The following is a 25179-nucleotide window of genomic DNA, read 5'->3' as shown; positions in this document are numbered from 1 at the left end:
GGGGGCCACCGTGATCAAGTCCGAGCTGGTGCAGATAGTTGCGGCTCGCAACCCGCATCTTTACCATCGCGATGTGGAAAATATCGTGAACGCGGTTCTCGACGAGATCACCGATGCGCTGGCGGCGGGCAACCGCGTCGAGCTGCGCGGTTTCGGCGCCTTTTCGGTCAAGAACCGTCCATCGCGCTCGGGCCGCAACCCGCGCACCGGCGACACCGTGTTCGTCGAGGAGAAGTGGGTCCCCTTCTTCAAGACCGGCAAGGAGCTGCGCGAGCGGCTGAACCCGGGACAGGCCGATCAGGACGACTGATCGCCGCCTATCAGGTCCGACTGCGGCGAAACCGCACTTGAACTTCACAAGGTCTTTTCTATCCTGTGGCTGAAAGAACGCGCCGCTCATCCATGAGCGTGCGTGAGCATATGGAGGCCTGCGATGGCGAAGAAGATTATCAACCTCCTGATCTTGCTGCCGCTCGGCATCATCCTGATCATTTTTTGCGTGGCCAACCGCCAGAGCGTGACGCTGGCGTTCAATCCGTTCCGGCCCGAAGACCAAGTGCTGTCGCTCTCGGCTCCGTTCTTCGTCTTCCTCTTCATCGCGCTCATCATCGGCATGTTCGCGGGCTCGGCGGTGACCTGGATGAACCAGGGCAAGCATCGCAAGCGCGCCCGCAGCGAAGCCAAGGAAGCCGTCCGCTGGCAGAGTGAAGCCGACCGCCACAAGGCACGCTCGGAAGAAATCGCCGGACAGTTGCCGTCGCGGTAAGACTTCAGGCTTTTCAGCCTTTCCTGACATAAGTGCGCGCGGCGTTTTCGGCTTGCCAAGCCCTTGCACCGCGCCATTTGTCTTCATAGCTATGTCCAAAGAACCCGCTGCGCCCTTCTCCCAAAGCAGTTTCACTGCCTCAGCGCGTCGCTTCATGAGGATGAAACCATGAACACAGATCAGATCCTGAAATCGGTCGTCGCCGTCCGCGGCATCATTCCCGATGATGCCTATACTGCCGATACGCTCGGTACCCGGCGCGAGGGCAGCGGCGTCGTCATCAAGGACAGCGGCCTGGTGCTGACGATCGGCTATCTGATCACCGAGGCCGAGGAAGTGTGGCTCACCGCCCACGACGGACGGGTGGTCGCGGCGCATCCACTCGGCTACGACCAGGAAACCGGCTTCGGCCTGTTGCAGGCGCTTGGCCCCCTCAACCTGCCGGCGCTGGAATTCGGCGATGCGGCGGTGGCCGAGCTTGGGCAATCGGTGACGTTGATCGACGGGATCGGCGAGTTCGTCGATGCCAAGATCGTCGCCAAGCAGGAATTCGCCGGTTATTGGGAATATCTGCTCGACGAGGCGATCTTCACCACGCCCGCGCACCCCTCCTGGGGTGGCGCGGCGCTGGTCGATGGCGACGGCAAGCTCATCGGCATCGGTTCGCTGCGCTTGCAGATGAGCCAGGGCGGCGAGGTGGCGGATATCAACATGATCGTGCCGATCAATCTTTTGACGCCGATCCTCGACGACCTGACCACGCGCGGGCAGGTCAACAAGCCGGCGCGCCCCTGGCTCGGCGCGTTCTCCGCCGAAAGCAATGGCGACGTGATCGTGATGAGCGTCGCGGAGGGTAGCCCGGCGGATCAGGCGGGGCTCAAGCGCGGTGACGTCATCTCGGAAATCCGTGATGGCGAGGTCGATGGGCTGGCCGATTTCTACCGCAAGATCTGGAGCAGCGGCCCCGCCGGCGCCGAAATCCCCATGCGTATCTTGAGAGACGGCCGCGAGGCGTGGCTGCGCGTGCGCTCGGCCGATCGCAACAGCTTCCTGCGCAAGCCGCAGATGCAGTGAGGCGATCAGCGCTCGGGGAAGAACGTCATCTCTTCATATTCGCCTTCGCGCGATGAGCCCTTGCCCGTTACCACGAAGCCCCGGGCGCGATAGAAGGCCTTGGCGTGTTCGTTGCGGTCGAGGCACTTCAGCCGGTAGGTCTTGTCCGGCCAGTAGGGCAGCGCTCTTAGAAGAGCCTGGCCGATGCCGAGGCCGCGATACTGTTTCCTGATGTAGAGCATATGGATGAAGTCATCGGGCGACCACAGCGTCATGAAGCCCGCGATCTCGCCATCCGGCATCTCGGCGAGCCACAGAAGTTCCCCCTGCGTGTGCGCGTGAAAATCCTCGTGGCGGAAAACCTGCGGGTCGACCCAGGTGAAGGTGTCGCGACGCACCGCGAGATAGATATCCGCGAGTTCTTCCAGGTCGGCCTTTTCTGGCGATCGGATGGTCCACTGCATGGCTATGGATGTAGCGGAGACGGCGTGGGCTGCCAATTACCTCGTTGGACGGCAGCGGCCTTTTATTCGGCTGCCTTGGCGCTGACCGCCGCGTTGAAATCGGAAAAGAACCGTTGCGCGAGCTTCTGCGACGAGGAATCGATCAGCTTGGCGCCGAGCTGGGCGATCTTGCCGCCGACATCAGCGCCGGCGCGATAATGCAGGATGGTTTCGCCGCCGTCGTCCTCGAGCGTCACATCGGCCGATCCCCTGGCGAAGCCGGCGATGCTGCCTCTGCCTTCGGCCGACAGCGTGTAACTCGAGGGCGCATCGATGTTGGAGACGCGGATTTCGCCGGTGAAGGTGAGCGGCACCATGCCGATCTTGACCCGGATCGTGGCGACGAGCTCGTTCGGCCCCGTAAACTCCAGCGATTGGCAGCCGGGTATGCATCCCTTGAGGATATTGGGATCGTTGAGGCCGGCCCACACGGCATCGCGCGGCGCGGTAATCCGCTCTTGTCCGACGAAGTCCATCACAATCCTCCCATTTTCACCTTGTCGAACATATCGCGGCGGGAAAGCGCTTTGCCAAGGTGAAAATGGGATGCTATTTGCACGGGCTCTATCAAATTCAGCACGCGGAACACCACGTTGAGACAAAAAGAACGCCGGCCGGGCCAGAAATCCGGCACCGGCCCCGCCAGTGGACGACGCGGCGACGAGCGCGGCAACAGCCGCCCGCCGAAGCCCGTAAACAGACCCGCAGCGCCGCAACAGGCCGCGCGCGAGCCCGCCTCCGCGCCTGCGGCACTGGAGCGCCCATTGATGGAGCGCACCGGTGAACGCCCGCCCGAGCGCGTTCCGATCATTCTCGAATCCCTAGGCGCCGGCGATTTTCACCTGATCGACAGCGGCAATGGGGAAAAGCTTGAGCAATATGGCCCCTACCGGATCATTCGCCCGGAAGGACAGGCGCTGTGGAAACCATCGCTTCCGAAACACGTCTGGGACAAGGTCGATGCGGCCTTTACCGGCGATACGGATGAAGAAGGCACCGGCCGCTGGCGGTTTCCCAAGGAAGCGCTGGGCGAGACCTGGCCGCTCAACCTTCTCGGCGTCGATTTCCTCGGCCGCTTCACCTCGTTTCGCCATGTCGGCGTGTTTCCCGAGCAGATCGTTCACTGGACGTGGATGAAACAGCAGGTCGAAGCCGCCGGCCGGCCGCTGAAGGTGCTGAACCTCTTCGGCTACACCGGCGTTGCTTCGCTTGTTGCGGCAGCCGCCGGCGCCGAGGTCACGCATGTCGATGCCTCCAAGAAGGCGATCGGCTGGGCGCGCGAAAACCAGGCGATGAGCGGGCTTGAAAAGGCGCCGATCCGCTGGATTTGCGAAGACGCGATGAAGTTCATCCTGCGCGAGGAACGCCGCGGCAACACATACGACATCATTCTGACCGATCCGCCGAAGTTCGGCCGCGGGCCAAATGGAGAAGTCTGGCATCTGTTCGAGCACCTGCCCGTCATGCTCGACATCTGCCGCGAGATCCTGTCGCCGAAGGCTGTCGGCCTCGTGCTGACGGCCTATTCGATCCGCGCGAGCTTCTATTCCATCCACGAGCTGATGCGCGAGACGATGCGCGGAGCCGGCGGCGTGGTGGAATCCGGAGAGCTGGTGATCCGCGAAGCCGGGCTTGATGGCAACACGCCGGGCCGCGCGCTCTCCACATCCCTCTTTTCCCGCTGGGTGCCGAAATGAGCCACGAACACCGCGACAACGGTCCGCGCAGGGTCGGCCAGGTGAAGGAAGTCACCTCGCTTGCCAATCCCATCATCAAGGACATCAAGGCGCTCAGCGACAAGAAGACCCGCGAGCAGAGCGGCACCTTCATGGCCGAGGGCCTGAAGCTCGTCATCGACGCGATCGAGCTTGGCTGGACCATCCGCACGCTGGTTTACGCCAAGGCCGCCAAAGGCAAGCCGCTGGTCGAGCAGATGGCGGCAAAGACCGTCGCATCCGGCGGGCTGGTGCTTGAGGTCAGCGAGAAGGTTCTCTCCTCGATCACCCGTCGCGACAATCCGCAGATGGTGGTCGGCGTGTTCGAAAACCGCTGGAAGCCGCTGCGCGACATTCGCCCGGCCAAGGGCGAGACATGGATCGCGCTCGACCGGGTTCGCGATCCCGGCAATCTCGGCACGATCATCCGCACCGCCGATGCGGCCGGCGCTTCCGGCGTCATCCTGGTCGGCGAAACGACCGATCCGTTTTCGCTCGAGACCGTACGGGCAACGATGGGCTCGGTCTTCGCCATGCCGGTGTCGCGCGCGACGCCGGAAGAGTTCATCGCCTGGAAGAAGCAGGCGGGCGTGTCGCTGGTCGCCACGCATCTGGCCGGTTCCGTCGATTACCGCACGATCGACTACAAGGCGAAGCCCGTCGTCATCCTGATGGGCAATGAGCAATCCGGCCTGCCGGAGCAGCTTGCGCGCGAGGCCGATGCGCTTGCCCGCATCCCGCAGCAGGGGCTGGCCGACTCACTCAATCTGGCGGTCGCCAGCGCCGTCATGATGTTCGAGGCACGCCGCCACCTTCTCTCACTCACCGAGGCCAAATGACCGATCAGACGCTAGACCGCCCGACGCTGTTTTCGCGCCCGCTACCGATCCTGATCTTCGTCGTTCTTGCCGTGGTGCTCGACCAGATCATCAAGATCGTGGTCGATCACACGCTGCCGCTTCAAGAAGCGGTTCACGTCATCCCGATGCTGGCGCTCTACCGCACCTATAATCTCGGCGTCGCCTTCTCGATGCTCTCAGGCATGGACGGCTGGTTCATTGTCGGCATGCGGCTGATCATCGTCGCCTTCGTGCTCTGGCTCTGGCATCGCACGGGCAAGCAGCGCACCTTCGCCCATCTCGGCTACGCACTGATCATTTCAGGCGCGCTGGGCAATCTCCTCGACCGTTTCCTTTATGGACACGTGATCGATTACATCCTGTTCTATACCGAGACATGGTCATTCGCGGTTTTCAACTTGGCCGATAGTTTCATCACCATCGGCGCGGGATGCGTGATTTTGGACGAGCTATTGCAACCCAAGACCGCCGATAAGTAAAATCTTAGCGGTTTGCTGAAGGCATTTGGAACAGCCGGCGTGCTAATTTGAACCTATGGTCGGACTGGGTCAGTTACACGAGAAGCTTGCCGCTGCCTTCGGCGCGCCTGCCGCTCATCCTCAAGATGAGCAGGCCGCGATCCCGGCTGACATGTCGCCTGCTACCCCTGAACACAGCCCCGTCGTCGCCCCCTCGGCGCGCAAGCTGATTTCCTACTGGCTCGGCGGCGCCGGCATTCTCTCCGCTATCCTGCTGCTCGCGCTCGGCTATATGGGCGGCCTGCTCTGGGTCGCGATCGGCATCGGCGCGCTGGTGCTTGCCGCGATCGTCTGCTTCGCGATTGTCTCCACGCGCCGCCATCATGCCAAGGCCCGCGCCGGCGACGACACCGTGCGCGGCGGAAGCGATGCGGCGCTCTTTGCCAGTATCCACGATGCGCTCGGCGACATCACCGTGACCCGGACGATGGATCGGCGGATCGTTGCCGCAAATGACATGTTCCGCCGGCTGACCGGGCGGCTGAACCCGATCGGCCAGACCTGCGAGGAGATCGGCATCGCCTTTCGCCCCGGCACGGAGCCGCATCGCTACGATGTCGAGATGTCGACGCCCGAGGGCCAGCGCATCTTCTTCTGGCGCGATGTGGTGACCCGCAACCCCTCGGACGGAAAGCTTTTGCTGCACAGCATCGCCCGCGACGTGACCGCCGATCGCATCGCGGCGCAGGAGCGCGAGGAAGCTCGGCAGAAGGCGGAGTTCAACAGCGCCTCGAAATCGCGACTGCTTGCGACCGTCAGCCACGAGCTGCGCACGCCGCTCTCAGGCATTCTCGGCATGACGCATCTTTTGACCGAGACGCGGATGACGCAGGAGCAGGACAATTACCTGACCGGCATCCGCCAGTCCGGCCACGCGCTGACGCAGCTGGTCGAGGATCTCCTGGACTTCTCGACCATCGAAGTCGGGCGCTTCCAGCTGCGCCCGCGGTCGGAATCTGTGCGCAAGCTGCTTGAAAGCGTCGTCGAGATGCTCGCACACCGCGCCCATGAGAAGGGCATCGAGATCGGCTCGACCGTGTCGTCGGATGTTCCCGAACTCATGAATTTCGACGCGGCGCGCCTGCGCCAGGTGTTGTTCAACGTCATCGGCAATGCGGTGAAATTCACCCAGGTCGGCGGCGTGTTCATTCGCGTGTCGCTGCAGGATGGCGAGCTTGCGATCACGGTCACCGACACCGGCCCCGGCATGACCGAGGAGGAACAGGCGCGTGTCTTCGGTGAATACGAACAGGCGGGCACCATGGTGGAGAAGAGCAACGGCACAGGCCTTGGCCTTGCCATCTCGGCACGCATCATGCGCGAATTCGGCGGCGCGCTGACGGTTGCCAGCGAAAAGGGCACCGGCACGGAATTCTGCATCCGCTTCCGCACGGAAGGGGATGAGGAGCCCGTGGCCCGCCGCGACACGCTGCTTTCAGGCAATCTCGTCGTGCTCTTGGCGCCGGCCGGTGCCGCGCGCATGGCGATTTCCGAGACCATCCGCACGCTCGGCGGCCAGTGCCACTTCGTCGAGGACGGCGAGACGGCACGCTGGATCCTGCTCGACATGGCGGCCAACGGAAGGCGTCCGACCGACATCATCGTCGACCACCGCATGTCGGCGGAATTCGCGGCACACCTCGCCGACCGGACCGATATCGCAGCCCTTGGCCTGCGCAAGATCTTCCTGGTCAACCCGGAAGAGCGCAATGCCCATTCGCTCGATCTCTTCGACGCCTGGCTGATCCGGCCGCTGCGCGAGCAGTCGCTGATCGACGTCTTGCGCGGGCGCATGCGCGGCATGGAAAAGCGCGACGCGCTCAACGACAACCAGCCCGGCTTCAGCCCCGGCATCCCGGAGGCGGGCATTCAGAGCGGACTGAAGATCGTGCTTGCCGAAGACGATCCGATCAACGCCATGCTGATCCGCGCCATGCTGGAGAAGGCCGGACACAGCGTGCAGCATGTCGAGCATTTCGAAGCGCTGCTCGATGCGGCGCTGGCGGAAGGAAGCGTGCGGCCGGATATCGTCATCAGCGATCTTTCCATGCCGGGCGGCGACGGGATCGAAATGATTGGCCGGCTACGTGGCCATGAGCGCCGGCTTGAGGTTCCCTCGGTGCCGATCATCGTTCTCACCGCCGACAAACGCGATGAATCGCGCCGTCAAGTCTTGCTGAACGGGGCAAACCGCGTCATGCTGAAACCCATAGACCCGATACGGCTGCTGACGGAAGTCCAGGCTGTCGCCGCGCTTTCGGCACGTCGCGCAGAAGCATTGTAGCCCCAGAGCAACCCATGTGTTTCTTGCGTATCTGGGGGTTTAAAATGTCACTTTGCTGTCGCATATAAGTGTTTTATGGCGTCCTAAAGCCGGCAATGAAAGATTCGTCATGTCCGTAGATATCTGCAACCGTGACACCCTCGTCGAGGCTCTTCCCCCTGCGCGGAAAGCCGAACAGATCGAGAGCGACGTGTTCGGCCGGATCGGCAATCTCGAGACACGCCTTGCCCGTACGCCTGGCGAAATCGATGCCGCGCAGTCCGTCCGCTACCGTGTTTTCGTCGACGAAATGAAGGCCGAACTGCCCGCGGAAGCGATGCGCCGCAAGCGCGATTTCGACGCTTACGACGACTTTTGCGACCACCTTCTGGTGCTCGATCGCTCGATCGAGGGCGACAGCGAGGACCAGATCGTCGGCACTTACCGCCTGCTGCGGCAGGACGTTGCGATGGCCAATGGCGGCTTTTACTCGGCTTCCGAATTCGACATCGACACGCTGATCGCGCGCCATCCGGATAAGCGTTTCATGGAACTCGGCCGCTCCTGCGTGCTGCCGGACTACCGCACCAAGCGCATCGTGGAGCTTCTCTGGCAGGGAAACTGGGCCTATGCGCTGAAGCACGGCATGAGCGCGATGTTCGGCTGCGCCTCCTTCCCCGGCATTCACCCGGAACAGCACGCGCTGGCGCTCTCCTTCCTGCGCCATAACGTCGCTGCCAAGGACGAATGGGCTGTCGATGCGCTGCCGCATCTCGCCCGCGACATGGACCTGATGCCGGTCGAAGCCGTCAATCCGAAGCGCGCGCTGATGGCCCTGCCGCCACTGATCAAGGGCTACCTGCGCCTCGGCGCCATGGTCGGCTCCACCGCAGTGGTCGACAAGTCGTTCAACACGACGGATGTGCTGATCGTTCTGCCGATCGCGAGCATTTCGGATCGGTATGTGAATTATTACGGTGCTGATGCTGGGCGGTTTGCCAGCTGATTTAGGCCGGATCGTCCGTCTTTAGCGTTTTTCCGGGTAGCCCCCTCATCCGCCTGCCGGCACCTTCTCCCCGCTGGGGAGAAGAGACTCGGGGTGGGCTGCTCGCGCCGATCTCCCCTTCGCCCCAACGGGGAGAAGGTGGCCCGAAGGGTCGGATGAGGGGGCCACACGGCACCACCTCACCCATAGCCACCTCAGCTCACAATCACCTCACGACCCCGTATAAGCCGCAATCGCGGCCATGTTGACGATGTCGCTGTCCTTCGCCCCCATCGAGGTGATCTGCACCGCCTTGTCGACGCCGACGAGGATGGGGCCGATGACGGTCGAGCCGCCGAGTTCCTGCAGCATCTTGGTGGAGATCGAGGCCGAGTGGAACGCCGGCATGACCAGCACGTTGGCGGGGCCCGACAGGCGGCAGAAGGGGTATTGTTCCATCGCCTTGCGGTTCAGCGCCACATCCGCCGCCATCTCGCCGTCATACTCGAAATCCACATGGCGGCGGTCGAGGATGGCGACGGCTTCGCGGACGCGCTCGGAGCGTTCGCCGGAGGGATGGCCGAAGGTGGAGTAGGCGAGCATGGCGACGCGGGGATTATAGCCCATGCGGCGCGCGAAGCCGGCGGCCTCGACGGCGATATCGGCAAGCTCCTCGGCGGACGGCATGTCGTGGACCGCGGTGTCGGCCACGAAGACGGTGCGCCCGCGGCAGAGCGCGATCGACACGCCGATCACCCGGTGGCCGGGCTTCTCGTCGATGCAACGGCGGACATCCTCGAGCGCAGTCGAATAGTTGCGGGTGATGCCCGTCACCATGCCGTCGGCATCGCCGAGCGCCACCATGCAGGCCGCGAAGTGGTTGCGGTCGTTGTGGATCAGGCGCTGGGCATCGCGGTGCAGATAGCCTTTGCGCTGCAGGCGGGCGTAGAGATAGTCGATATAGGCTTCCACCCGGTTGGAGATGCGGGCGTTGACGATCTCGAGGCCGGGGCGGTTGAGATCGATGCCGGCACGCTCTGCCGTCGCATGGATCAGATCCTCGCGGCCGAGCAGGATGGCGGTGCCGAGCTGCTGGTTGGCGTAGGAGAGTGCGGCGCGCATGACCTGCTCCTCCTCGGCCTCGGCGAAGACCACGCGCTTGGGATGGCGGCGCACGCGCTCATAGAGGCTTGCGAGCGTGGAGGCGATCGGATCGCGACGCGCCGACAGTTCGCGGGCATAGGCGGCCATGTCGGGTATCGGCTTGCGGGCGACGCCGCTTTCCATGGCGGCTTGGGCGACCGCCACGGGGATTGCCGAAATCAGGCGCGGATCGAAGGGCACCGGAATGATGTATTGCGGGCCGAAGCGCGGACGGTTGCCCTGATAGGCGGCGGCGACATCGTCGGGAACGTCCTCTCGGGCGAGGCTCGCCAGCGCCCGGACGGCCGCGATCTTCATATCGTCGTTGATCGTCGTGGCGCGGACATCGAGCGCGCCTCTGAAGATGTAGGGGAAGCCCAGGACGTTGTTGACCTGGTTTGGATAATCCGAACGGCCGGTCGCCATGATGGCGTCGTCGCGAATGCGCGCGACCTCTTCCGGCGTGATCTCGGGATCGGGGTTGGCCATGGCGAAGATGATCGGGCGGTCGGCCATCGACAGGATCATCTTCTCGGAAAAGGCGCCCTTCTGCGACAGGCCGAAGACGACGTCGGCGCCCTTCATCGCTTCTTCCAGCGTGCGCGCCTTGGTCTTGACCGCATGCGCCGATTTCCACTGGTTCATGCCCTCGGTGCGCCCCTGGTAGATGACGCCCTTGGTATCGCAGAGCACGATATTCTCGGGCGCGAAGCCCATCGCCTTGATGAGTTCGACGCAGGCGATCGCAGCCGCACCCGCGCCATTGCAGACCAGCTTCGTCGTCTTCAGGTCGCGACCAGTCAGCTCCAGCGCGTTGATGAGGCCGGCGGCGGCGATGATCGCGGTGCCGTGCTGGTCGTCGTGAAAGACGGGAATGTCCATGAGCTCGCGCAGGCGGCTCTCGATGATGAAACAGTCCGGCGCCTTGATGTCTTCCAGATTGATGCCGCCGAAGGAGGGGCCGAGAAAGCGGACGCAGTTGATGAACTCGTCGACATTCTCCGTATCGACCTCGAGGTCGATGCTGTCGACATCGGCGAAGCGCTTGAAGAGGACCGACTTGCCTTCCATGACAGGCTTCGACGCCAGTGCGCCGAGATTGCCGAGGCCGAGGATGGCGGTGCCGTTCGAGATGACCGCAACCATGTTGCCGCGCGACGTATAATCATAGGCGGTGGCGGGATCGGCGGCGATGGCCTTGACCGGAACGGCGACGCCCGGCGAATAGGCAAGCGAGAGATCCCGCTGCGTGGCCATCGGCTTGGTCGGGTTGACTTCGAGCTTGCCGGGTTTTCCCTGCGAATGGAAGTCGAGCGCTTCCTTGTCGGTAATGCCGTTGGCGGGGCGCTGCTTGCTGTTCATGTCGGGCATATCTCCTCCAAATCTCCTGACAACCGGCCTTCGATTGCGCTAGTCGACCCTCTATAGACACGCTGTTTGGGGCTGACACGACGCCTTGCGAAAAAGCCGTACGGCTACAATCGATTAAAATATCCGGTGGAACTGACAGGCGCCCTTCCAAGGGGTTCCTGACCTTGCGGCTCGTTGAATACTTCCCTTAATCCTCCTGTGGGCTAACGGCTCCCATTTCCCGATAGCTGTTGTCTTCTATAGCCGCGCTTCGATAGGGTGGCACCCTGTTTTTTAGGGAAAAGCCCACTCCGTGAACGATCGAATGACCTTGAGACACGAAGCCTTTTCGGCTGCCGAGCTTGCAACGGAAGAGAGCCGCGCCTCGGCCACGCCGATGATGGAGCAGTTCATCGAGATCAAGGCGAACAATCCGGATTCGCTTTTGTTCTACCGCATGGGCGATTTCTACGAGCTGTTCTTCGAAGATGCGCTCGACGCATCGCGCGCGCTCGGGATCACGCTGACGAAGCGCGGCCAGCACATGGGACAGGATATCCCGATGTGCGGCGTGCCGGTTCATGCGGCCGACGATTATCTGCAGAAGCTGATCGGGCTCGGTTTTCGCGTGGCGGTCTGCGAGCAGGTCGAGGACCCGGCGGAAGCCAAGAAGCGCGGCAGCAAGTCGGTCGTTAAGCGCGACGTCGTGCGCCTGGTGACGCCGGGAACGATCACCGAGGAAAAGCTGCTTTCGCCTTCGGAATCGAATTATCTGATGGCGCTGACCCGTATTCGCGGCGCCTCCGAGCCGTTGATGGCGCTTGCCTGGATCGACATTTCCACCGGCGTTTTTCGTCTGGCCGAGACCGAGGCATCGCGGCTGCTTGCCGATATCCTGAGGATCGATCCGCGCGAGCTGATCGTGCCGGATACGATGTTTCACGATCCGGAGCTCAAGCCGGTGTTCGACGTGCTCGGGCGCACCGCCGTGCCGCAGCCATCCGTGCTGTTCGACAGCGCTACGGCCGAGGGCCGGATCGCGCGCTATTTCGGCGTCTCGACGCTCGATGGCTTCGGCACCTTTTCGCGCTCTGAACTCGCGGCGGCGGCAGCGGCCGTTGCCTATGTCGAGAAGACGCAGATCGCCGAACGCCCGCCGCTCGGCAAGCCGGAGCGCGAAAGCGCCGCCTCGACGCTCTTTATCGACCCGGCGACGCGCGCCAATCTCGAACTTGCGCGCACGCTTTCCGGCGATCGCAACGGATCGCTCTTGAAAGCCATCGACCGCACCGTGACCGGCGGCGGCGCGCGGTTGCTCGCCGAGCGCCTGATGTCGCCGCTGACCGATCCCGCGCGGATCAACGAGCGGCTGGATTCGATCGGCTTCCTGATCGAGGAGCCCTCGCTTTCGGGCGACCTGCGCGATCTTCTCAAACACGTGCCCGACATGCCGCGCGCGCTGTCGCGCCTGGCACTCGAGCGCGGCGGTCCGCGCGACCTCGCGGCGATCCGCCAGGGCTTGAACGCCGCCACGGACGTGGCGCGGCTCTTGGAAACCGCGATGCTGCCCGAGGAACTGGCCGACGCGCTGGCGGGCCTGATCGCCCTGCCCCATCAGGTGGCGGCACTTCTCAGCGAAACACTCGGCGACGAGCTGCCGCTTCTGAAGCGCGATGGCGGCTTTTTGCGCGATGGGGCCAATGCCGAGCTGGACGAAGTGCGCGCGCTGCGCGACCAGTCGCGCCGGGTGATTGCCGGGCTGCAGCTGCAATATGCCGACGAGACCGGCATCAAGTCGCTGAAGATCAAGCATAACAATGTGCTCGGCTACTTCATCGAGGTGACGGCGGGCAATGCCGGGCCGATGACCGACACGCCGGAGGCCAAGGCGCGCTTCATCCATCGCCAGACGATGGCGAACGCCATGCGCTTCACCACCACCGAGCTTGCCGATCTCGAAAGCCGCATCGCCAATGCCGCCGACCAGGCGCTGTCGATCGAGCTTGCAGCCTTCGACCAGATGAGCGCGGCTGTTGTCGCCGAAGCCGAAACCATCAAGGCCGGCGCGCGGGCGCTTGCCGTCATCGACGTCGCCGCGGGCCTCGCGCTGCTGGCCGACGAGCAGGCCTATTGCCGGCCGCTGGTCGATGGTTCGACCATGTTCGCCATCGAAGGCGGGCGGCATCCCGTGGTCGAGCAGGCGCTGCGCCGCCAATCCACCGGCCCCTTCGTTGCCAATAATTGCGATCTCTCGCCTGAGGGAGATGGCAAGGATGGTGCGATCTGGCTTTTGACCGGCCCGAACATGGGCGGTAAATCGACCTTCCTGCGCCAGAACGCGCTGATCGCCATTCTCGCGCAGATGGGCTGTTTCGTGCCTGCGACCTCGGCGCATATCGGCATCGTCGACCGGCTGTTTTCGCGCGTCGGCGCTTCCGACGATCTGGCGCGCGGGCGCTCGACCTTCATGGTCGAAATGGTGGAGACCGCAGCGATCCTCAACCAGGCGACCAGCCGCTCGCTCGTCATCCTCGACGAGATCGGACGCGGCACCGCCACCTTCGACGGCTTGTCGATCGCCTGGGCATCGGTCGAGCATCTGCATGAGGCAAACCGCTGCCGCGGGCTGTTCGCCACGCACTTCCACGAATTGACCGTGCTCTCGGAGAAGCTGGCACGGCTTTCCAACGCGACGATGCGCGTGAAGGAATGGGACGGCGACGTGATCTTCCTGCACGAAGTCGGCCCTGGTGCCGCCGACCGCTCCTACGGTATCCAGGTGGCGCGGCTTGCCGGCCTGCCGGCCTCCGTCGTTGCCCGCGCCCGCGATGTGCTGACGCGGCTCGAAGACGCCGACCGCAAGAACCCGGCGAGCCAGCTGATCGACGACCTGCCGCTGTTCCAGGTGGCGGTGCGGCGCGAGGATGTGGCGCGCGGGCCTTCGAAGGTCGACGAAGCGCTGAAGAACATGAGCCTCGACGACATGACGCCGCGCGAAGCGCTGGACGCGCTCTACGACCTCAAAAAGAAGCTGAAGCAGGGGTAAGCGCATGTTCATGGACCGCCTGCTTCGCGAAACGCAGCTGCTCGCCAATATCTTCACGGCGATCGAGGCGCTTCGCCTTGCCGACGAACACGGCAATCCGCGCGGCTGGGCCTCGCCCTTCGGGCTGCTGCAGATCATTGCCTGCTGCTCGCGCATATCGGATCTGACGGCATCGATCGCCAAGGCGGGCTACCGCGAATGCGACAGGGAGATGCTCGAAGAGATCGCCAGCGAAAACCGCAAGGTGCTCTATTCCGTCAACGCGCAGATCGCCGCCTAAGCGGGGCCGCGTCGCAGGCCGTCTCGGCGCACGATCACCTTTTCGCCAAAATTAAAGGTTCTTGCAGTATGAAAGCCCGTGTCAAACAGCGGGCAAAGAGGCTATAGCGCATGCAGACGAAACGAGAGGCGCAGCAGATGGCCGCGCCGCGCGAACAGGAAGCCGCCCAGCGCATGGCGCCGACGAACGACATCGATTTCTCCGACATTCTCGACACCGACTATCTGCGCAAGCAGTGCGACGCCGTGGTGGAGGCCAACAAGAACCGGCCGGACGCGATGCGCTCCGATCTGCTCGCCATCTTCAAGAAGGCCAGCACGGACGGGCGCAACAAGGCGCGCGAACTGCTGTCCGCCGACGGCAGCGGCCTGAAATGCGCGCGGCGGATTTCCTGGCTGCAGGACCAGATCATCACCGTTCTCTACGAATTTTCCACCGACCACGTCTTCCCGAAGCAGAAGGACAAGTTCTCGGTCACCGCCGTCGGCGGCTATGGCCGCGACACGCTGGCGCCGGGCTCGGATATCGACCTGCTCTTCCTGTTCCAGCCGAAGCCGGCGGAAGAGACGCACAAGGCGGTCGAATTCATCCTCTACATGCTGTGGGACATGGGCTTCAAGGTCGGCCACGCCACGCGCACCGTCGAAGAGTGCATCGCGCTGTCGAAGTCCGACATGACGATCCGCACGGCGATCCTTGAGATGCGCTACATCTGCGGCCTTCGTTCGCTTGAGACCGAGCTGGAAGCCCGCTTCGACAAGGAGATCGTCACCGGCACCGGCCCGGAATTCATCGCCGCCAAGCTTGCAGAGCGCGACGAGCGCCACCGCAAGGCCGGCGACACGCGCTATCTCGTCGAGCCGAACGTGAAAGAGGGCAAGGGCGGGTTGCGCGACCTGCACACGCTTTTCTGGATCTCCAAATATTATTACCACGTGCGCGACACCGCCGAGCTGGTGGCACTCGGCGTTCTCTCCAAGCACGAATATCGCCTGTTCGAGAAGGCCGACGACTTCCTCTGGGCGGTGCGCTGCCACATGCACTTCCTCACCAACAAGGCCGAGGAACGCCTTTCCTTCGACATCCAGCGCGAGATCGCGGCAGCGCTCGACTATCATTCGCGCCCCGGCCTTTCGGCCGTCGAGCGCTTCATGAAGCACTACTTCCTTGTGGCCAAGGACGTCGGTGACCTGACGCGCATTCTTTGCGCCGCACTCGAGGACCAGCAGGCGAAATCGACGCCGGGGCTTTCGGGCGTGTTCAGCCGCTTCACCCACCGCACCCGCAAGATCGCCGGCAGCACCGACTTCATGGAGGATCGCGGCCGCATCGCGCTCGCCAGCCCCGATGTGTTCAAGCGCGATCCCGTCAACATCATCCGCCTCTTCCATGTGGCCGATATCAACGGCCTCGAATTCCATCCGGATGCGCTGAAGCGCGTGACGCGCTCGCTCAGCCTGATCGACAACAGCGTGCGCGAGAGCGAGGAAGCCAACCGGCTGTTCCTTTCGATCCTGACCTCGAAGCGCGACCCGGCGCTGATCCTGCGGCGCATGAACGAGGCCGGCGTGCTCGGCCGCTTCATTCCCGAGTTCGGCAAGATCGTCGCGATGATGCAGTTCAACATGTATCACCACTACACTGTCGATGAGCATCTGCTGCGCAGCGTCGACGTGCTCTCCGAGATCGACAAGGGCAAGGCCGAAGAGCTGCACCCGCTCGCCAACAAGATGATGCCCGGGATCGAGGATCGCGAGGCGCTCTATGTGGCGGTGCTGCTGCACGACGTCGCCAAGGGTCGCCAGGAGGACCACTCGATCGCCGGCGCCCGCGTCGCCCGCAAGCTCTGCGCCCGTTTCGGCCTGTCGCACAAGCAGACGGACACCGTGGTCTGGCTGATCGAGGAACATCTGACCATGTCGATGGTGGCGCAGACGCGCGACCTTACCGACCGCAAGACGATCACCGACTTCGCCGACCGCATGCAATCGCTCGAGCGGCTGAAGATGCTGATGATCCTGACGGTCTGCGATATCCGCGCCGTCGGTCCGGGCGTGTGGAACGGCTGGAAGGGCCAGCTCTTGCGCACGCTCTATTACGAGACCGAGCTTCTGCTTGCCGGTGGCTTCTCCGAGGTGTCGCGCAAGGAGCGTGCTGCCGTGGCCGCCGAGGCGCTGTTCAACGCGCTTGCCGACTGGAGCCAGAAGGATCGCAAGATCTATAGCAAGCTGCACTACCAGCCCTATCTGCTTTCGGTGCCGCTGGAAGACCAGGTGCGCCATGCCGGCTTCATCCGCCAGGCCGACAAGGCAGGCCAGGCGTTGGCGACGATGGTGCGCACCGACAGCTTCCACGCCATCACCGAGATCACCGTGCTCTCGCCCGACCACCCGCGCCTGCTCGCCGTCATCGCCGGTGCCTGCGCCGCGGCAGGCGCCAATATCGTCGACGCGCAGATCTTCACGACCTCAGACGGCCGGGCGCTGGATACGATCCATGTCAGCCGCGAGTTCAAGGACGATGCCGACGAGCTTCGCCGCGCCGGCACGATCGGGCGGATGATCGAGGACGTGCTCTCAGGCCGCAAGCGGCTGCCCGAGGTGATCGCGACCCGCACCAAGAACCGCAAGAAGAGCAAGGCCTTCTTCATTCCGCCGTCGGTGCATATCTCCAACAGCCTGTCGAACAAGTTCACCGTCATCGAGGTCGAGTGCCTCGACCGTCCGGGCCTCTTGTCCGAGGTGACCGCCGTGCTGTCGGACCTTTCGCTCGACATCCAGTCGGCGCGGATCACGACCTTCGGCGAGAAGGTGATCGACACCTTCTACGTCACCGATCTCGTCGGCCAGAAGATATCGGGCGACAGCAAGCGCTCCAACATCACCGCCCGGATGAAGGCCGTGATCGCCGAAGAGCAGGACGAGCTGCGCGAGCGCATGCCGTCGGGCATGATCGCGCCGGCGGCGACACCACGCACCCCCGGCCCCACCCAGGAGACGGCGGATTGAGCCGATACGGCCGATCCGCCTGAAACAACCGTCATGAGAGCGTCCGCATGAGCCTCGTCAAGAAATTCGCCACCGTCGGCGGCGCCACGCTGGGCAGCCGGTTGTTCGGCTTCGCCCGCGAAACGCTGATGGCGGCGGCACTCGGCACCGGTCCCATGGCCGACGTGTTCTACGCGGCCTTCCGCTTTCCGAACCTGTTCCGCCGCCTGTTTGCCGAAGGCGCGTTCAACGCCGCCTTCGTGCCGCTCTTCGCCAAGGAGATCGAGGCGAACGGCACGGATGGCGCCAAGCGGTTTTCCGAGGAAGTGTTCGGCGTTCTGTTCTCGGTGCTGCTCCTCATCACCATCGTGATGGAACTGTCGATGCCGCTTCTGGTGCGCTTCATCATCGCGCCGGGCTTTACCGACGATCCGGAGAAGTTCTCGATCACCGTGCGCATGGCGGCGGTGATGTTTCCCTATCTGATGTGCATGTCGCTGACGGCGATGATGAGCGGGATGCTGAACTCGCTGCATCACTTCTTCGCCGCCGCCGTGGCGCCCGTCTTCCTCAACGTCGTGATGATCGGGGCGCTGTTCTACGCGCTCTACACCGGCGCCGAGCCGCTGCAGACCGCCTGGTATCTCTCCTGGGGCGTGCTGGTCGCGGGCGTCCTGCAGCTCGCCGTCGTCTATTTCGGCGTGCTGCATGCGGGCATGAGCATCGGGATCCGCTTCCCGAGGATCACGCCCAACGTCAAGCGGCTGCTGATCCTTGCCATCCCCGCCGCCGTCACCGGCGGCATCACGCAGATCAACCAGATGATCGGCCAGGCGATCGCCTCCAGCAAGGAGGGCGCGATCGCGGCCCTGCAATATGCCGACCGTATCTACCAGCTACCGCTCGGCGTGGTCGGCGTCGCCGTCGGCGTCGTGCTTCTGCCTGAGCTCGCGCGGGCGCTGAAAGGCGGGAACCTTCGCGAGGCGGGCAATCTGCAGAACCGCTCGATCGAGTTCGTGATGTTCCTCACGATCCCCGCCGCCTTCGCGCTGTGGATCCTCTCCGACGAGATCATCCGCGTGCTTTACGAGCGCGGCGCCTTCCATCAGGAAAACACAATGATCGTAGGCTCGATCCTTGCCATTTACGGCATCGGCCTGCCGGCTTTCGTGCTGATCAAGGCGCTGCAGCCGGGCTTTTACGCCCGCGAGGACACCAAGACGCCGATGCGCTTCTCAGCCGTTGCCGTCGGCGTCAACTGCGCCACGGCACTGACGCTGTTTCCCTATCTCGGCGCGCCGGGTATCGCGGTCGCGGAAGCCACGGCCGGATGGATCAGCACGGTTCTTCTCTTCTCCACGCTCTTGAGACGCGGCCACCTGACATGGGAGTGGGCGCTGGCGCGACGCACGGCGCTGCTCGTCGTGTCTGCCGCCGTCATGGGCGCCGTCATCATGTATCTCCAGCATCGCTGGGAGCCGTGGCTTGCCTCGAGCGCTTCGCTTGCCACCAAGGTCGGCACGCTCGGCATGCTGATCGGCATTTCGATGGTCGTCTATTTCGCCACCGCGTTTTTGATCGGCGGCGCGAACCTCGGCATGATCCGCCGCAACCTCAACCGCAAGCCGGCGGTTACCAAGACCGACGGCTGAGCCGCCCCCGGCTGGCGCAGCGCTAACAGTGCGTCCAGCGGCGCTTCGGGCCGACATCGACATGGATGATGCCGTTGCAATAGCGGCCGATGCCACCGATGCCGGGCGCCTGCGCGGCAATCGCGATGATCGTCTTGTCGGACACGCCGGGCACGCGGATGTCGGCGGCGGCGCAATTGCGGTGTTGCGAATGCGAGCGGCCGGAATGCGCCCTCAGCCCCGAGGTGACCAGCGGCCGGCGGCCCGTCTTGTCGGCGATATAGGTGAGGATACCCCTCAGTTTCGGTGGAAAACAGCCGGCGCGGACGCTGACGGTCTGCAGGCTATAAGCGAGCGTTTCATTTTTCTTCAGCGGCCCGATCGAGAGTTTTCGAACATTCTGGGCGGTGGCGCCATTAAGGCTGGAGAGGCTGAACAAGCCGGCGAGTGCGATTGAGAATGCAGGATGCATCATGTCGTCCCCCAGTTGGGAGCGCCGCAAAGAACGGCGCTCGCGTTTGCGGGCGGAAAAACTCTCCTCAAAAATGGCCAATTTAAGGAAACTCCTACCTAGTATATCAGGTGAATGCCTTATTTTACGTCGAATTGCTACATTCAAGATACCTAAAATGAAGTATGAATTGCCCTTTTCGCGAGAGCGACGGAGCATGTTCACAAAAAATCGCCCGCCGATTTTCCCCGCCTCGAAAACCCCGCCCTACACTATCGGCGTCCCGTCATCGGATACACCGGCAGGCGTGCCGGCGAGACGGGATCGGCGCGGAGCGTGAGGGTAGGACGCAAAACTTCACGGTCCGGGTCCGCGGAAAATGATCTCCCTCCGGTGACGGCGGGTTCCATCGCGAGATGGTGCCTGAGTTGAGCCCGGACGTGCCTGTGAGGCACACATGGTTCCGCCGCGAAATTGGGCGGAAAGGCAGAGAGATCGGAGTCGCGGACAAAAACCGCCGAACGGGGCGCTGGAAAGCGCCATATTCTACTTACTCAATCGAGGTGATTTCCAGCGCCCCGTCCGAGTGAAGTGCATGGTGGAGACACGGGCTTTTGGGCGGCGTGGGGATTTGGTGTGTCGATATGGCGTAATGATGGAGAGGTTTTGCCGTGGAATACCCCCCCTCTGCCCTGCCGGGCATCTCCCCCACAGGTGGGGAGATTGGCTGGGCGCACCCGCTCGCTCCGACCTTCATTGGTTGATTGGGGAGCAAGCCACTTGCCGATCTCCCCCCTTGTGGGGGAGATGCCCGGCAGGGCAGAGGGGGGTATCACACGGCACAACAATCCCCTTCACAAGCACCGCCCAACACCGCCGCCCACGATTTGCGGATCCCAACCGCAACACCTCCGATCTCATCCACCACAACCCCTTGATCACAAGCCATCCGACGTGCATAAGCCGCGACGTTAGCAACATGGGCCGTTGGCCCTGGGGCCCTCCACAAGCCTAATCGAGGACATGATGAACGAATTCAAGAAACTCGTCTTTTCGGGCGTTCAGCCGACCGGCAATCTCCATCTCGGCAACTATCTCGGCGCGATCCGCAAGTTCGTGGCGCTGCAGGACGGCAACGACTGCATCTACTGCGTGGTCGACATGCATGCGCTGACCGCGCAGCTGGTGCATGAGGACATGCCGAACCAGATACGCTCGATCGCCGCCGCCTTTATCGCCTCCGGCATCGACCCGGTGAAGCATATCGTATTCAACCAGTCGGCCGTGCCGCAGCATGCGGAACTCGCCTGGATCTTCAACTGCGTGGCGCGCATCGGCTGGATGAACCGCATGACGCAGTTCAAGGACAAGGCCGGCAAGGACCGCGAGCAGGCCTCGCTCGGTCTCTACGCCTATCCGAGCCTGATGGCCGCCGACATTCTCGTCTATCGGGGAACGCATGTTCCCGTCGGCGACGACCAGAAGCAGCATCTGGAACTTGCCCGTGACATCGCGATGAAGTTCAACCTCGATTACGCCGAGCATATCCGCAAGGCCGGATACGGGGTGGATATCACCGTCGGCAAGGAGCCGGTGCATGCCTACTTCCCGATGGTCGAGCCGATGATCGACGGCCCGGCGCCGCGCGTCATGTCGCTGCGCGACGGCACCAAGAAGATGTCGAAGTCGGACCCATCAGATCTGTCGCGCATCAACCTGATGGACGACGAGGACGCGATCTCGAAGAAGATCCGCAAGGCAAAGACCGATCCGGATGGCTTGCCGAGCGAACTCGACGGCCTGCAGGGCCGCCCGGAAGCCGACAACCTCGTCGGCATCTACGCGGCACTCGCCGACAAGTCGAAGGCCGAGGTGCTCGCCGAGTTCGGCGGACAGCAGTTCTCGGTGTTCAAGCCGGCGCTGATCGACCTCTCGGTCAAGGTGCTTTCGCCGATCACCGCCGAGATGCGCCGCCTGATGGCCGACACCAGCCATATCGACGCGATCCTGCGCGATGGCGGCGAGCGGGCGCGGGCGCGGGCCGAAGTGACGATGAAGGAAGTCCGCGACATCGTCGGCTTCCTCTACTAGCAACAACAGCCGGGCGGCTTCGGCCGCCCGGGCTTCTCCGGTCGTACTTGTCGAAGCCCCACACTTGTCGAAGGCAAGGCTGCGGCGTACTCTCCTCAGAGCCATGAGGAGGCCAAGATGCGCAACCGGAACCTCATTCAGATTGGCATGATGGAGGTTCGGCTGCTGGTCGATGAAGACCAGAGCGCGGGCAGCATGGTCATGTTCGAATTCGTGGTCCCCTACCAGTCGCGCGTGCCGGCGGCGCATTATCACGAAGATGTCGACGAAGTGATCTTCGGTCTCTCGGGAACAATGACGACGACAGTCGACGGCGAGCGCTGCGAGGTGCGGGCCGGCGACACGGTGTTCATTCCGCGCGGCGTGGTCCACACGCATGAGAACCTGCACCAGGAAACGGCGCGCGCCCTGATCACCATGACGCCAGGGCTGATCGGCAGGCGCTTCTTCGAGGAGATCGCCTCGGCGATCAACGTCATCGGCAAGCCCGACATCGAGCATGTGAAGGAAATCATGCTGCTCTACGGGCTCGTTGCAGCACCACGATAGCCTCGGCCGAACACCTGTCGGTGAGCGGACAGTTTGCGGCAAAACGGGGACTTGCAAATCTCCCGGATCAAGTGTCAGAGTCGCGCCCATGGTATCAAAACGACTCTCACGGCTCGAAGGTCACCGCCGCAAGTTCATGGCCGTGATCGATGACACGCCCGAATGCCAACGCGCCGTCCATTATGCCGGCCGGCGCGCCAAGAATTCCAATGGCGGGTTGGTGCTCGTCTACGTGATCCCCGACGGCGACTTCCAGCAATGGCTGGGGGTCGAGGAGATCATGCGGGCCGAAGCACGCGAGGAAGCCGAAGCGGTCGTCGCCAAGTCGGCGCAGCTGGTGCGCGAGAATATCGGCATCGAGCCGGAGATCGTCATTCGCGAGGGTGGTGCGGCCGAGCAGATCAACGCCGTCATCGAAGACGACCGCGACATCGCCATTCTGGTGCTCGCCGCAAGCTCCGCCAAGGAGGGACCGGGACCACTGGTGTCGTCGGTTGCCGGCCGAGGTGCGGCTTTTCCCATCCCCGTTACTGTTTTGCCTGATACACTGAGCGATGAGGAACTGGACGCGTTGGCATAAAGCGCTTTCTTGAGTATCAGTCTCTTGAATAGCGAGGCCAAACGGCTTATTTCTACTTTTGAAGAATTCTAAATACGTCGCGGGCGCGCGCCTGCCGCACGGAGAGCACCATGTTTATCCAGACCGAAGCCACGCCGAACCCTTCCACGCAGAAGTTCCTGCCGGGCAAGATCGTCATGGAGAGCGGCACCGCCGAGTTCCGCAATCGCGAGGAAGCGGCTGCCTCGCCGCTCGCCGCGCGCCTGTTCGAGATCAACGGCGTCACCGGCGTCTATTTCGGCTATGATTTCATCAGCGTTTCCAAGGAAGACCAGGAGTGGCAGCACCTGAAGCCCGCCATCCTCGGCTCGATCATGGAGCACTTCATGTCCGGCAAGCCGGTCATGGGCGCTTCTTCCGTGCTTGGTGAAGCAGCCGATGCCGATGGCGAATTCTTCGACGAGGGTGACGAGACGATCGTTCTGACCATCAAAGAACTGCTGGAGACGCGCGTGCGTCCGGCCGTTGCCCAGGATGGCGGCGACATCACCTTCCGCGGCTTCAAGGACGGCACCGTCTATTTGAACATGAAGGGCTCGTGCGCGGGTTGCCCGTCCTCGACGGCAACGCTGAAGCATGGCGTCCAGAACCTGCTGCGCCATTTCGTGCCGGAAGTTCAGGAAGTCGAAGCCGTCTGACGAACTGAACCGACATTCGCGATGACGCGGCGTTTGCAAACGCGGCGTCTTGCGATGTATGGACAGGTCAGGAACGGTTTATTCGGAAATAGATGCCATGATCATACTGGCGCTCGACACCGCAGGTGTGGATTGCGCTGCTTCTGTCTATGACAGCAGCAGGAATACGGTGCTGGGGGAGGCATCGGACATGATCGGCAAGGGGCATGCAGAGCATCTGATTGATATAGTCGATCGCGCGCTGGATCAGGCGGGCGTTCAGCTTTCCGATGTCGAGCGCGTTGCCGTTACCATCGGTCCGGGCTCATTCACCGGCATCCGCGTCGGCGTCGCCGCCGCCCGTGGCTTTGCCCTTTCGCTTGGCGTGCCGACCGTCGGCATCACGACGCTCGCGGTCATGGCCGAAGCCGAGCGTGAACGCTCGCCGGGCCAACAGGTGCTGGCCGCGATGGATGCCAAGCGCAACGAGATTTATCTGCAAGCTTTCGACGCCGTTGGCATGCCGCTCGATGAAGCCAGGGCCGTGACCGTCGAGGAAGCGCAGGCCTTCGCGGCCTCCTTCGACGGCGTCGTCACCGGCTCGGCAACGCCCTTGCTGCGGCCCGATGCTACCGGCGAACACGCCAATCATTTCCCGATCTCCATCGTGGCGCGCCTTGCCGCTGCCGCCGACCCCTCTTCCGGAAAGCCGAAGCCACTTTATCTGCGCGGACCCGACGCCAAACCGCAGGCCGGGTTTGCGATTGCGCGAGTATGACCATGCTGGAATCCTATCTGTCGCTGAAGCCGGAATTCGAAATCATCCCTATGGATGCCGATGATTGCCATGCGGTCTCGACACTGCATGGCGAGCGCTTCGCCCGCCCCTGGGGCGATGGCGAGTTCTACAGCCTGCTCAGCCAGGGCAACGTCTTCGGCTTCGTGGCACGGCAGACCAATGCCTTCCTGAAAAAGCCGCTGCCGGGCTTCGTCCTGGCGCGCGAGGTTGCCGGCGAGGCCGAGATCCTGACGATCGCCGTGCAGGCCAAGGTCGGACGGTCGGGGCTTGGATGGCGGCTGATGCAGGCGGCGATGCGCGAGGCCAAGCAGCGCGGCGGCGAAAGCATCTTCCTCGAGGTCGACAAGGGCAATGTCGCGGCACTCGGCCTTTACCGCAAGCTCGGTTTCGACCAGGTCGGAGAACGCCGTGGATACTACAAGGACGCCAATGGCGACGTATCTACGGCGCTTGTCATGAAGCGCATTCTTCGCTAGTTCCGTCTTGAGACGTTGACTATCGAAAGGCTCCTGATGACGGATGTGGCAAAGACCCTCGAGGAACTCTGCACCGAGCGCGGCATGCGCATGACGGAGCAGCGCCGGGTCATTGCGCGCATTCTCGAGGAATCGGAAGACCATCCTGACGTCGAGGAGCTCTATCGCCGCTCGGTGAAGGTCGACGCCAAGATCTCGATTTCCACCGTCTACCGCACCGTCAAGCTGTTCGAGGACGCCGGCATCATCGCCCGCCACGACTTCCGCGACGGCCGCTCGCGCTACGAGACGGTGCCGGAAGAGCATCACGATCACTTGATCGACCTGAAGACCGGCGTCGTCATCGAGTTCCGCTCGCCGGAGATCGAGGCGCTGCAGGAGCGGATTGCCCGCGAGCACGGCTTCACGCTGGTGGATCACCGGCTTGAGCTCTACGGCATACCGCTCAAGAAGGACGATCACTGATATCATGCGTGC

General features: G+C 63.2%; 23 protein-coding genes. 19 read left to right on the top strand and 4 right to left on the bottom strand.

From position 1 onward, the window contains the following. Positions 1-10 precede the first annotated feature (10 nt). The 3 genes from ACCD05_RS10425 to ACCD05_RS10415 all read left to right on the top strand — a co-directional run bounded on the left by ACCD05_RS10425 (position 11) and on the right by ACCD05_RS10415 (position 1840). Positions 11-310, top strand: a complete 300-nt coding sequence (locus ACCD05_RS10425; RefSeq protein ID WP_018898213.1) for an integration host factor subunit beta — start codon at positions 11-13, stop codon at positions 308-310. A 123-nt stretch (positions 311-433) separates the two neighbouring features. After that, complete coding sequence (locus tag ACCD05_RS10420; RefSeq protein ID WP_112941013.1) at positions 434-766, top strand: LapA family protein; 333 nt, start codon at positions 434-436, stop codon at positions 764-766. A gap of 168 nt (positions 767-934) precedes the next feature. Beyond that, positions 935-1840: a S1C family serine protease gene (locus ACCD05_RS10415; RefSeq protein ID WP_413392455.1), complete on the top strand. Its 906-nt coding sequence runs from the start codon at positions 935-937 to the stop codon at positions 1838-1840. Between the two features lie 5 nt (positions 1841-1845). Here the strand turns inward: ACCD05_RS10415 and ACCD05_RS10410 are convergent, their stop codons facing one another. After that, complete coding sequence (locus ACCD05_RS10410) at positions 1846-2283, bottom strand: GNAT family N-acetyltransferase (protein WP_047507083.1); 438 nt, start codon at positions 2281-2283, stop codon at positions 1846-1848. A gap of 62 nt (positions 2284-2345) precedes the next feature. Further along, positions 2346-2798, bottom strand: a complete 453-nt coding sequence (locus ACCD05_RS10405) for an SRPBCC family protein (RefSeq protein WP_413392452.1) — start codon at positions 2796-2798, stop codon at positions 2346-2348. Between the two features lie 117 nt (positions 2799-2915). Here ACCD05_RS10405 and ACCD05_RS10400 point away from each other — a divergent pair, with 117 nt between their 5' ends. The 5 genes from ACCD05_RS10400 to ACCD05_RS10380 all read left to right on the top strand — a co-directional run bounded on the left by ACCD05_RS10400 (position 2916) and on the right by ACCD05_RS10380 (position 8684). Continuing rightward, the gene (locus ACCD05_RS10400; protein WP_209188948.1) at positions 2916-4019 is read left to right on the top strand and encodes a class I SAM-dependent methyltransferase; all 1104 of its coding nucleotides are present in this window, start codon (positions 2916-2918) and stop codon (positions 4017-4019) included. Next, positions 4016-4876 carry a TrmH family RNA methyltransferase gene (locus ACCD05_RS10395; RefSeq protein WP_113237508.1) on the top strand — a complete coding sequence of 287 codons (861 nt, stop codon included), beginning with the start codon at positions 4016-4018 and terminating at the stop codon, positions 4874-4876. Before ACCD05_RS10400 ends, ACCD05_RS10395 begins: the two co-directional genes overlap by 4 nt. Continuing rightward, positions 4873-5376 carry a signal peptidase II gene (lspA, locus tag ACCD05_RS10390; protein ID WP_047507075.1) on the top strand — a complete coding sequence of 168 codons (504 nt, stop codon included), beginning with the start codon at positions 4873-4875 and terminating at the stop codon, positions 5374-5376. Before ACCD05_RS10395 ends, lspA begins: the two co-directional genes overlap by 4 nt. Positions 5377-5431: 55 nt before the next feature. Continuing rightward, a complete protein-coding gene (locus ACCD05_RS10385) occupies positions 5432-7699 on the top strand; it encodes a hybrid sensor histidine kinase/response regulator (RefSeq protein WP_413392448.1) in 2268 nt (755 codons plus the stop codon). 109 nt (positions 7700-7808) lie between these two features. Further along, positions 7809-8684 carry a GNAT family N-acetyltransferase gene (locus tag ACCD05_RS10380; protein ID WP_047507068.1) on the top strand — a complete coding sequence of 292 codons (876 nt, stop codon included), beginning with the start codon at positions 7809-7811 and terminating at the stop codon, positions 8682-8684. Between the two features lie 210 nt (positions 8685-8894). Here ACCD05_RS10380 and ACCD05_RS10375 read toward each other — a convergent pair whose 3' ends face one another. Next, positions 8895-11177 carry an NADP-dependent malic enzyme gene (locus ACCD05_RS10375; RefSeq protein WP_413392446.1) on the bottom strand — a complete coding sequence of 761 codons (2283 nt, stop codon included), beginning with the start codon at positions 11175-11177 and terminating at the stop codon, positions 8895-8897. Positions 11178-11481: 304 nt separating this feature from the next. Here ACCD05_RS10375 and mutS point away from each other — a divergent pair, with 304 nt between their 5' ends. From mutS to murJ, 4 genes are all read left to right on the top strand, one after another. Then, positions 11482-14202 (top strand): DNA mismatch repair protein MutS, encoded by a 2721-nt coding sequence (gene mutS, locus ACCD05_RS10370; protein WP_413392444.1) that lies wholly within the window; start codon positions 11482-11484, stop codon positions 14200-14202. A gap of 4 nt (positions 14203-14206) precedes the next feature. Continuing rightward, a complete protein-coding gene (locus ACCD05_RS10365; RefSeq protein WP_112981919.1) occupies positions 14207-14482 on the top strand; it encodes a hypothetical protein in 276 nt (91 codons plus the stop codon). Positions 14483-14592: 110 nt separating this feature from the next. Continuing rightward, positions 14593-17490 carry a [protein-PII] uridylyltransferase gene (locus ACCD05_RS10360; RefSeq protein ID WP_413392441.1) on the top strand — a complete coding sequence of 966 codons (2898 nt, stop codon included), beginning with the start codon at positions 14593-14595 and terminating at the stop codon, positions 17488-17490. Between the two features lie 47 nt (positions 17491-17537). Further along, the gene (murJ, locus tag ACCD05_RS10355) at positions 17538-19121 is read left to right on the top strand and encodes a murein biosynthesis integral membrane protein MurJ (protein WP_111561578.1); all 1584 of its coding nucleotides are present in this window, start codon (positions 17538-17540) and stop codon (positions 19119-19121) included. A 22-nt stretch (positions 19122-19143) separates the two neighbouring features. Here murJ and ACCD05_RS10350 read toward each other — a convergent pair whose 3' ends face one another. After that, entirely contained in the window at positions 19144-19572 is a 429-nt protein-coding gene (locus ACCD05_RS10350) for a YcbK family protein (protein WP_209189597.1), read from the bottom strand. 1005 nt (positions 19573-20577) lie between these two features. Here ACCD05_RS10350 and trpS point away from each other — a divergent pair. From trpS to ACCD05_RS10315, 7 genes are all read left to right on the top strand, one after another. After that, positions 20578-21642: a tryptophan--tRNA ligase gene (trpS, locus tag ACCD05_RS10345; protein ID WP_018898196.1), complete on the top strand. Its 1065-nt coding sequence runs from the start codon at positions 20578-20580 to the stop codon at positions 21640-21642. A gap of 117 nt (positions 21643-21759) precedes the next feature. After that, positions 21760-22191, top strand: coding sequence for a cupin domain-containing protein (locus tag ACCD05_RS10340; RefSeq protein WP_113198698.1), 432 nt, complete (start codon positions 21760-21762; stop codon positions 22189-22191). An 88-nt stretch (positions 22192-22279) separates the two neighbouring features. Next, entirely contained in the window at positions 22280-22771 is a 492-nt protein-coding gene (locus tag ACCD05_RS10335; RefSeq protein WP_047507053.1) for a universal stress protein, read from the top strand. Between the two features lie 110 nt (positions 22772-22881). After that, complete coding sequence (locus ACCD05_RS10330; RefSeq protein WP_018898193.1) at positions 22882-23448, top strand: NifU family protein; 567 nt, start codon at positions 22882-22884, stop codon at positions 23446-23448. 97 nt (positions 23449-23545) lie between these two features. Next, positions 23546-24205 (top strand): tRNA (adenosine(37)-N6)-threonylcarbamoyltransferase complex dimerization subunit type 1 TsaB, encoded by a 660-nt coding sequence (gene tsaB, locus ACCD05_RS10325; RefSeq protein WP_413392437.1) that lies wholly within the window; start codon positions 23546-23548, stop codon positions 24203-24205. After that, a complete protein-coding gene (locus ACCD05_RS10320) occupies positions 24202-24702 on the top strand; it encodes a GNAT family N-acetyltransferase (RefSeq protein WP_018898191.1) in 501 nt (166 codons plus the stop codon). The genes tsaB and ACCD05_RS10320 overlap by 4 nt, the downstream gene beginning before the upstream one ends. Before the next feature lie 36 nt (positions 24703-24738). After that, positions 24739-25167 carry a Fur family transcriptional regulator gene (locus ACCD05_RS10315; protein WP_018898190.1) on the top strand — a complete coding sequence of 143 codons (429 nt, stop codon included), beginning with the start codon at positions 24739-24741 and terminating at the stop codon, positions 25165-25167. The last annotated feature ends 12 nt before the right edge of the window (positions 25168-25179 follow it).

This window comes from Rhizobium sp. Rhizsp42, assembly GCF_047304155.1.
Classification (GTDB): Bacteria; Pseudomonadota; Alphaproteobacteria; order Rhizobiales; family Rhizobiaceae; genus Rhizobium.
The sequence above is the reverse complement of the archived record's forward strand: the minus strand, read 5'-3'. Positions and strand labels throughout refer to the sequence as shown.

Bases quoted from the DNA above. Each gene is read 5' to 3' on its own strand.
- ACCD05_RS10420 (WP_112941013.1), top strand. From the start codon at position 434: ATGGCGAAGAAGATTATCAACCTCCTGATCTTGCTGCCGCTCGGCATC.
- ACCD05_RS10415 (WP_413392455.1), top strand. From the start codon at position 935: ATGAACACAGATCAGATCCTGAAATCGGTCGTCGCCGTCCGCGGCATC.
- ACCD05_RS10410 (WP_047507083.1), bottom strand. From the start codon at position 2,283: ATGCAGTGGACCATCCGATCGCCAGAAAAGGCCGACCTGGAAGAACTC.
- ACCD05_RS10405 (WP_413392452.1), bottom strand. From the start codon at position 2,798: ATGGACTTCGTCGGACAAGAGCGGATTACCGCGCCGCGCGATGCCGTG.
- ACCD05_RS10395 (WP_113237508.1), top strand. From the start codon at position 4,016: ATGAGCCACGAACACCGCGACAACGGTCCGCGCAGGGTCGGCCAGGTG.
- lspA (WP_047507075.1), top strand. From the start codon at position 4,873: ATGACCGATCAGACGCTAGACCGCCCGACGCTGTTTTCGCGCCCGCTA.
- ACCD05_RS10385 (WP_413392448.1), top strand. From the start codon at position 5,432: ATGGTCGGACTGGGTCAGTTACACGAGAAGCTTGCCGCTGCCTTCGGC.
- ACCD05_RS10380 (WP_047507068.1), top strand. From the start codon at position 7,809: ATGTCCGTAGATATCTGCAACCGTGACACCCTCGTCGAGGCTCTTCCC.
- ACCD05_RS10375 (WP_413392446.1), bottom strand. From the start codon at position 11,177: ATGCCCGACATGAACAGCAAGCAGCGCCCCGCCAACGGCATTACCGAC.
- mutS (WP_413392444.1), top strand. From the start codon at position 11,482: ATGACCTTGAGACACGAAGCCTTTTCGGCTGCCGAGCTTGCAACGGAA.
- ACCD05_RS10365 (WP_112981919.1), top strand. From the start codon at position 14,207: ATGTTCATGGACCGCCTGCTTCGCGAAACGCAGCTGCTCGCCAATATC.
- ACCD05_RS10360 (WP_413392441.1), top strand. From the start codon at position 14,593: ATGCAGACGAAACGAGAGGCGCAGCAGATGGCCGCGCCGCGCGAACAG.
- murJ (WP_111561578.1), top strand. From the start codon at position 17,538: ATGAGCCTCGTCAAGAAATTCGCCACCGTCGGCGGCGCCACGCTGGGC.
- ACCD05_RS10350 (WP_209189597.1), bottom strand. From the start codon at position 19,572: ATGCATCCTGCATTCTCAATCGCACTCGCCGGCTTGTTCAGCCTCTCC.
- trpS (WP_018898196.1), top strand. From the start codon at position 20,578: ATGAACGAATTCAAGAAACTCGTCTTTTCGGGCGTTCAGCCGACCGGC.
- ACCD05_RS10340 (WP_113198698.1), top strand. From the start codon at position 21,760: ATGCGCAACCGGAACCTCATTCAGATTGGCATGATGGAGGTTCGGCTG.
- ACCD05_RS10335 (WP_047507053.1), top strand. From the start codon at position 22,280: ATGGTATCAAAACGACTCTCACGGCTCGAAGGTCACCGCCGCAAGTTC.
- ACCD05_RS10330 (WP_018898193.1), top strand. From the start codon at position 22,882: ATGTTTATCCAGACCGAAGCCACGCCGAACCCTTCCACGCAGAAGTTC.
- tsaB (WP_413392437.1), top strand. From the start codon at position 23,546: ATGATCATACTGGCGCTCGACACCGCAGGTGTGGATTGCGCTGCTTCT.
- ACCD05_RS10320 (WP_018898191.1), top strand. From the start codon at position 24,202: ATGACCATGCTGGAATCCTATCTGTCGCTGAAGCCGGAATTCGAAATC.
- ACCD05_RS10315 (WP_018898190.1), top strand. From the start codon at position 24,739: ATGACGGATGTGGCAAAGACCCTCGAGGAACTCTGCACCGAGCGCGGC.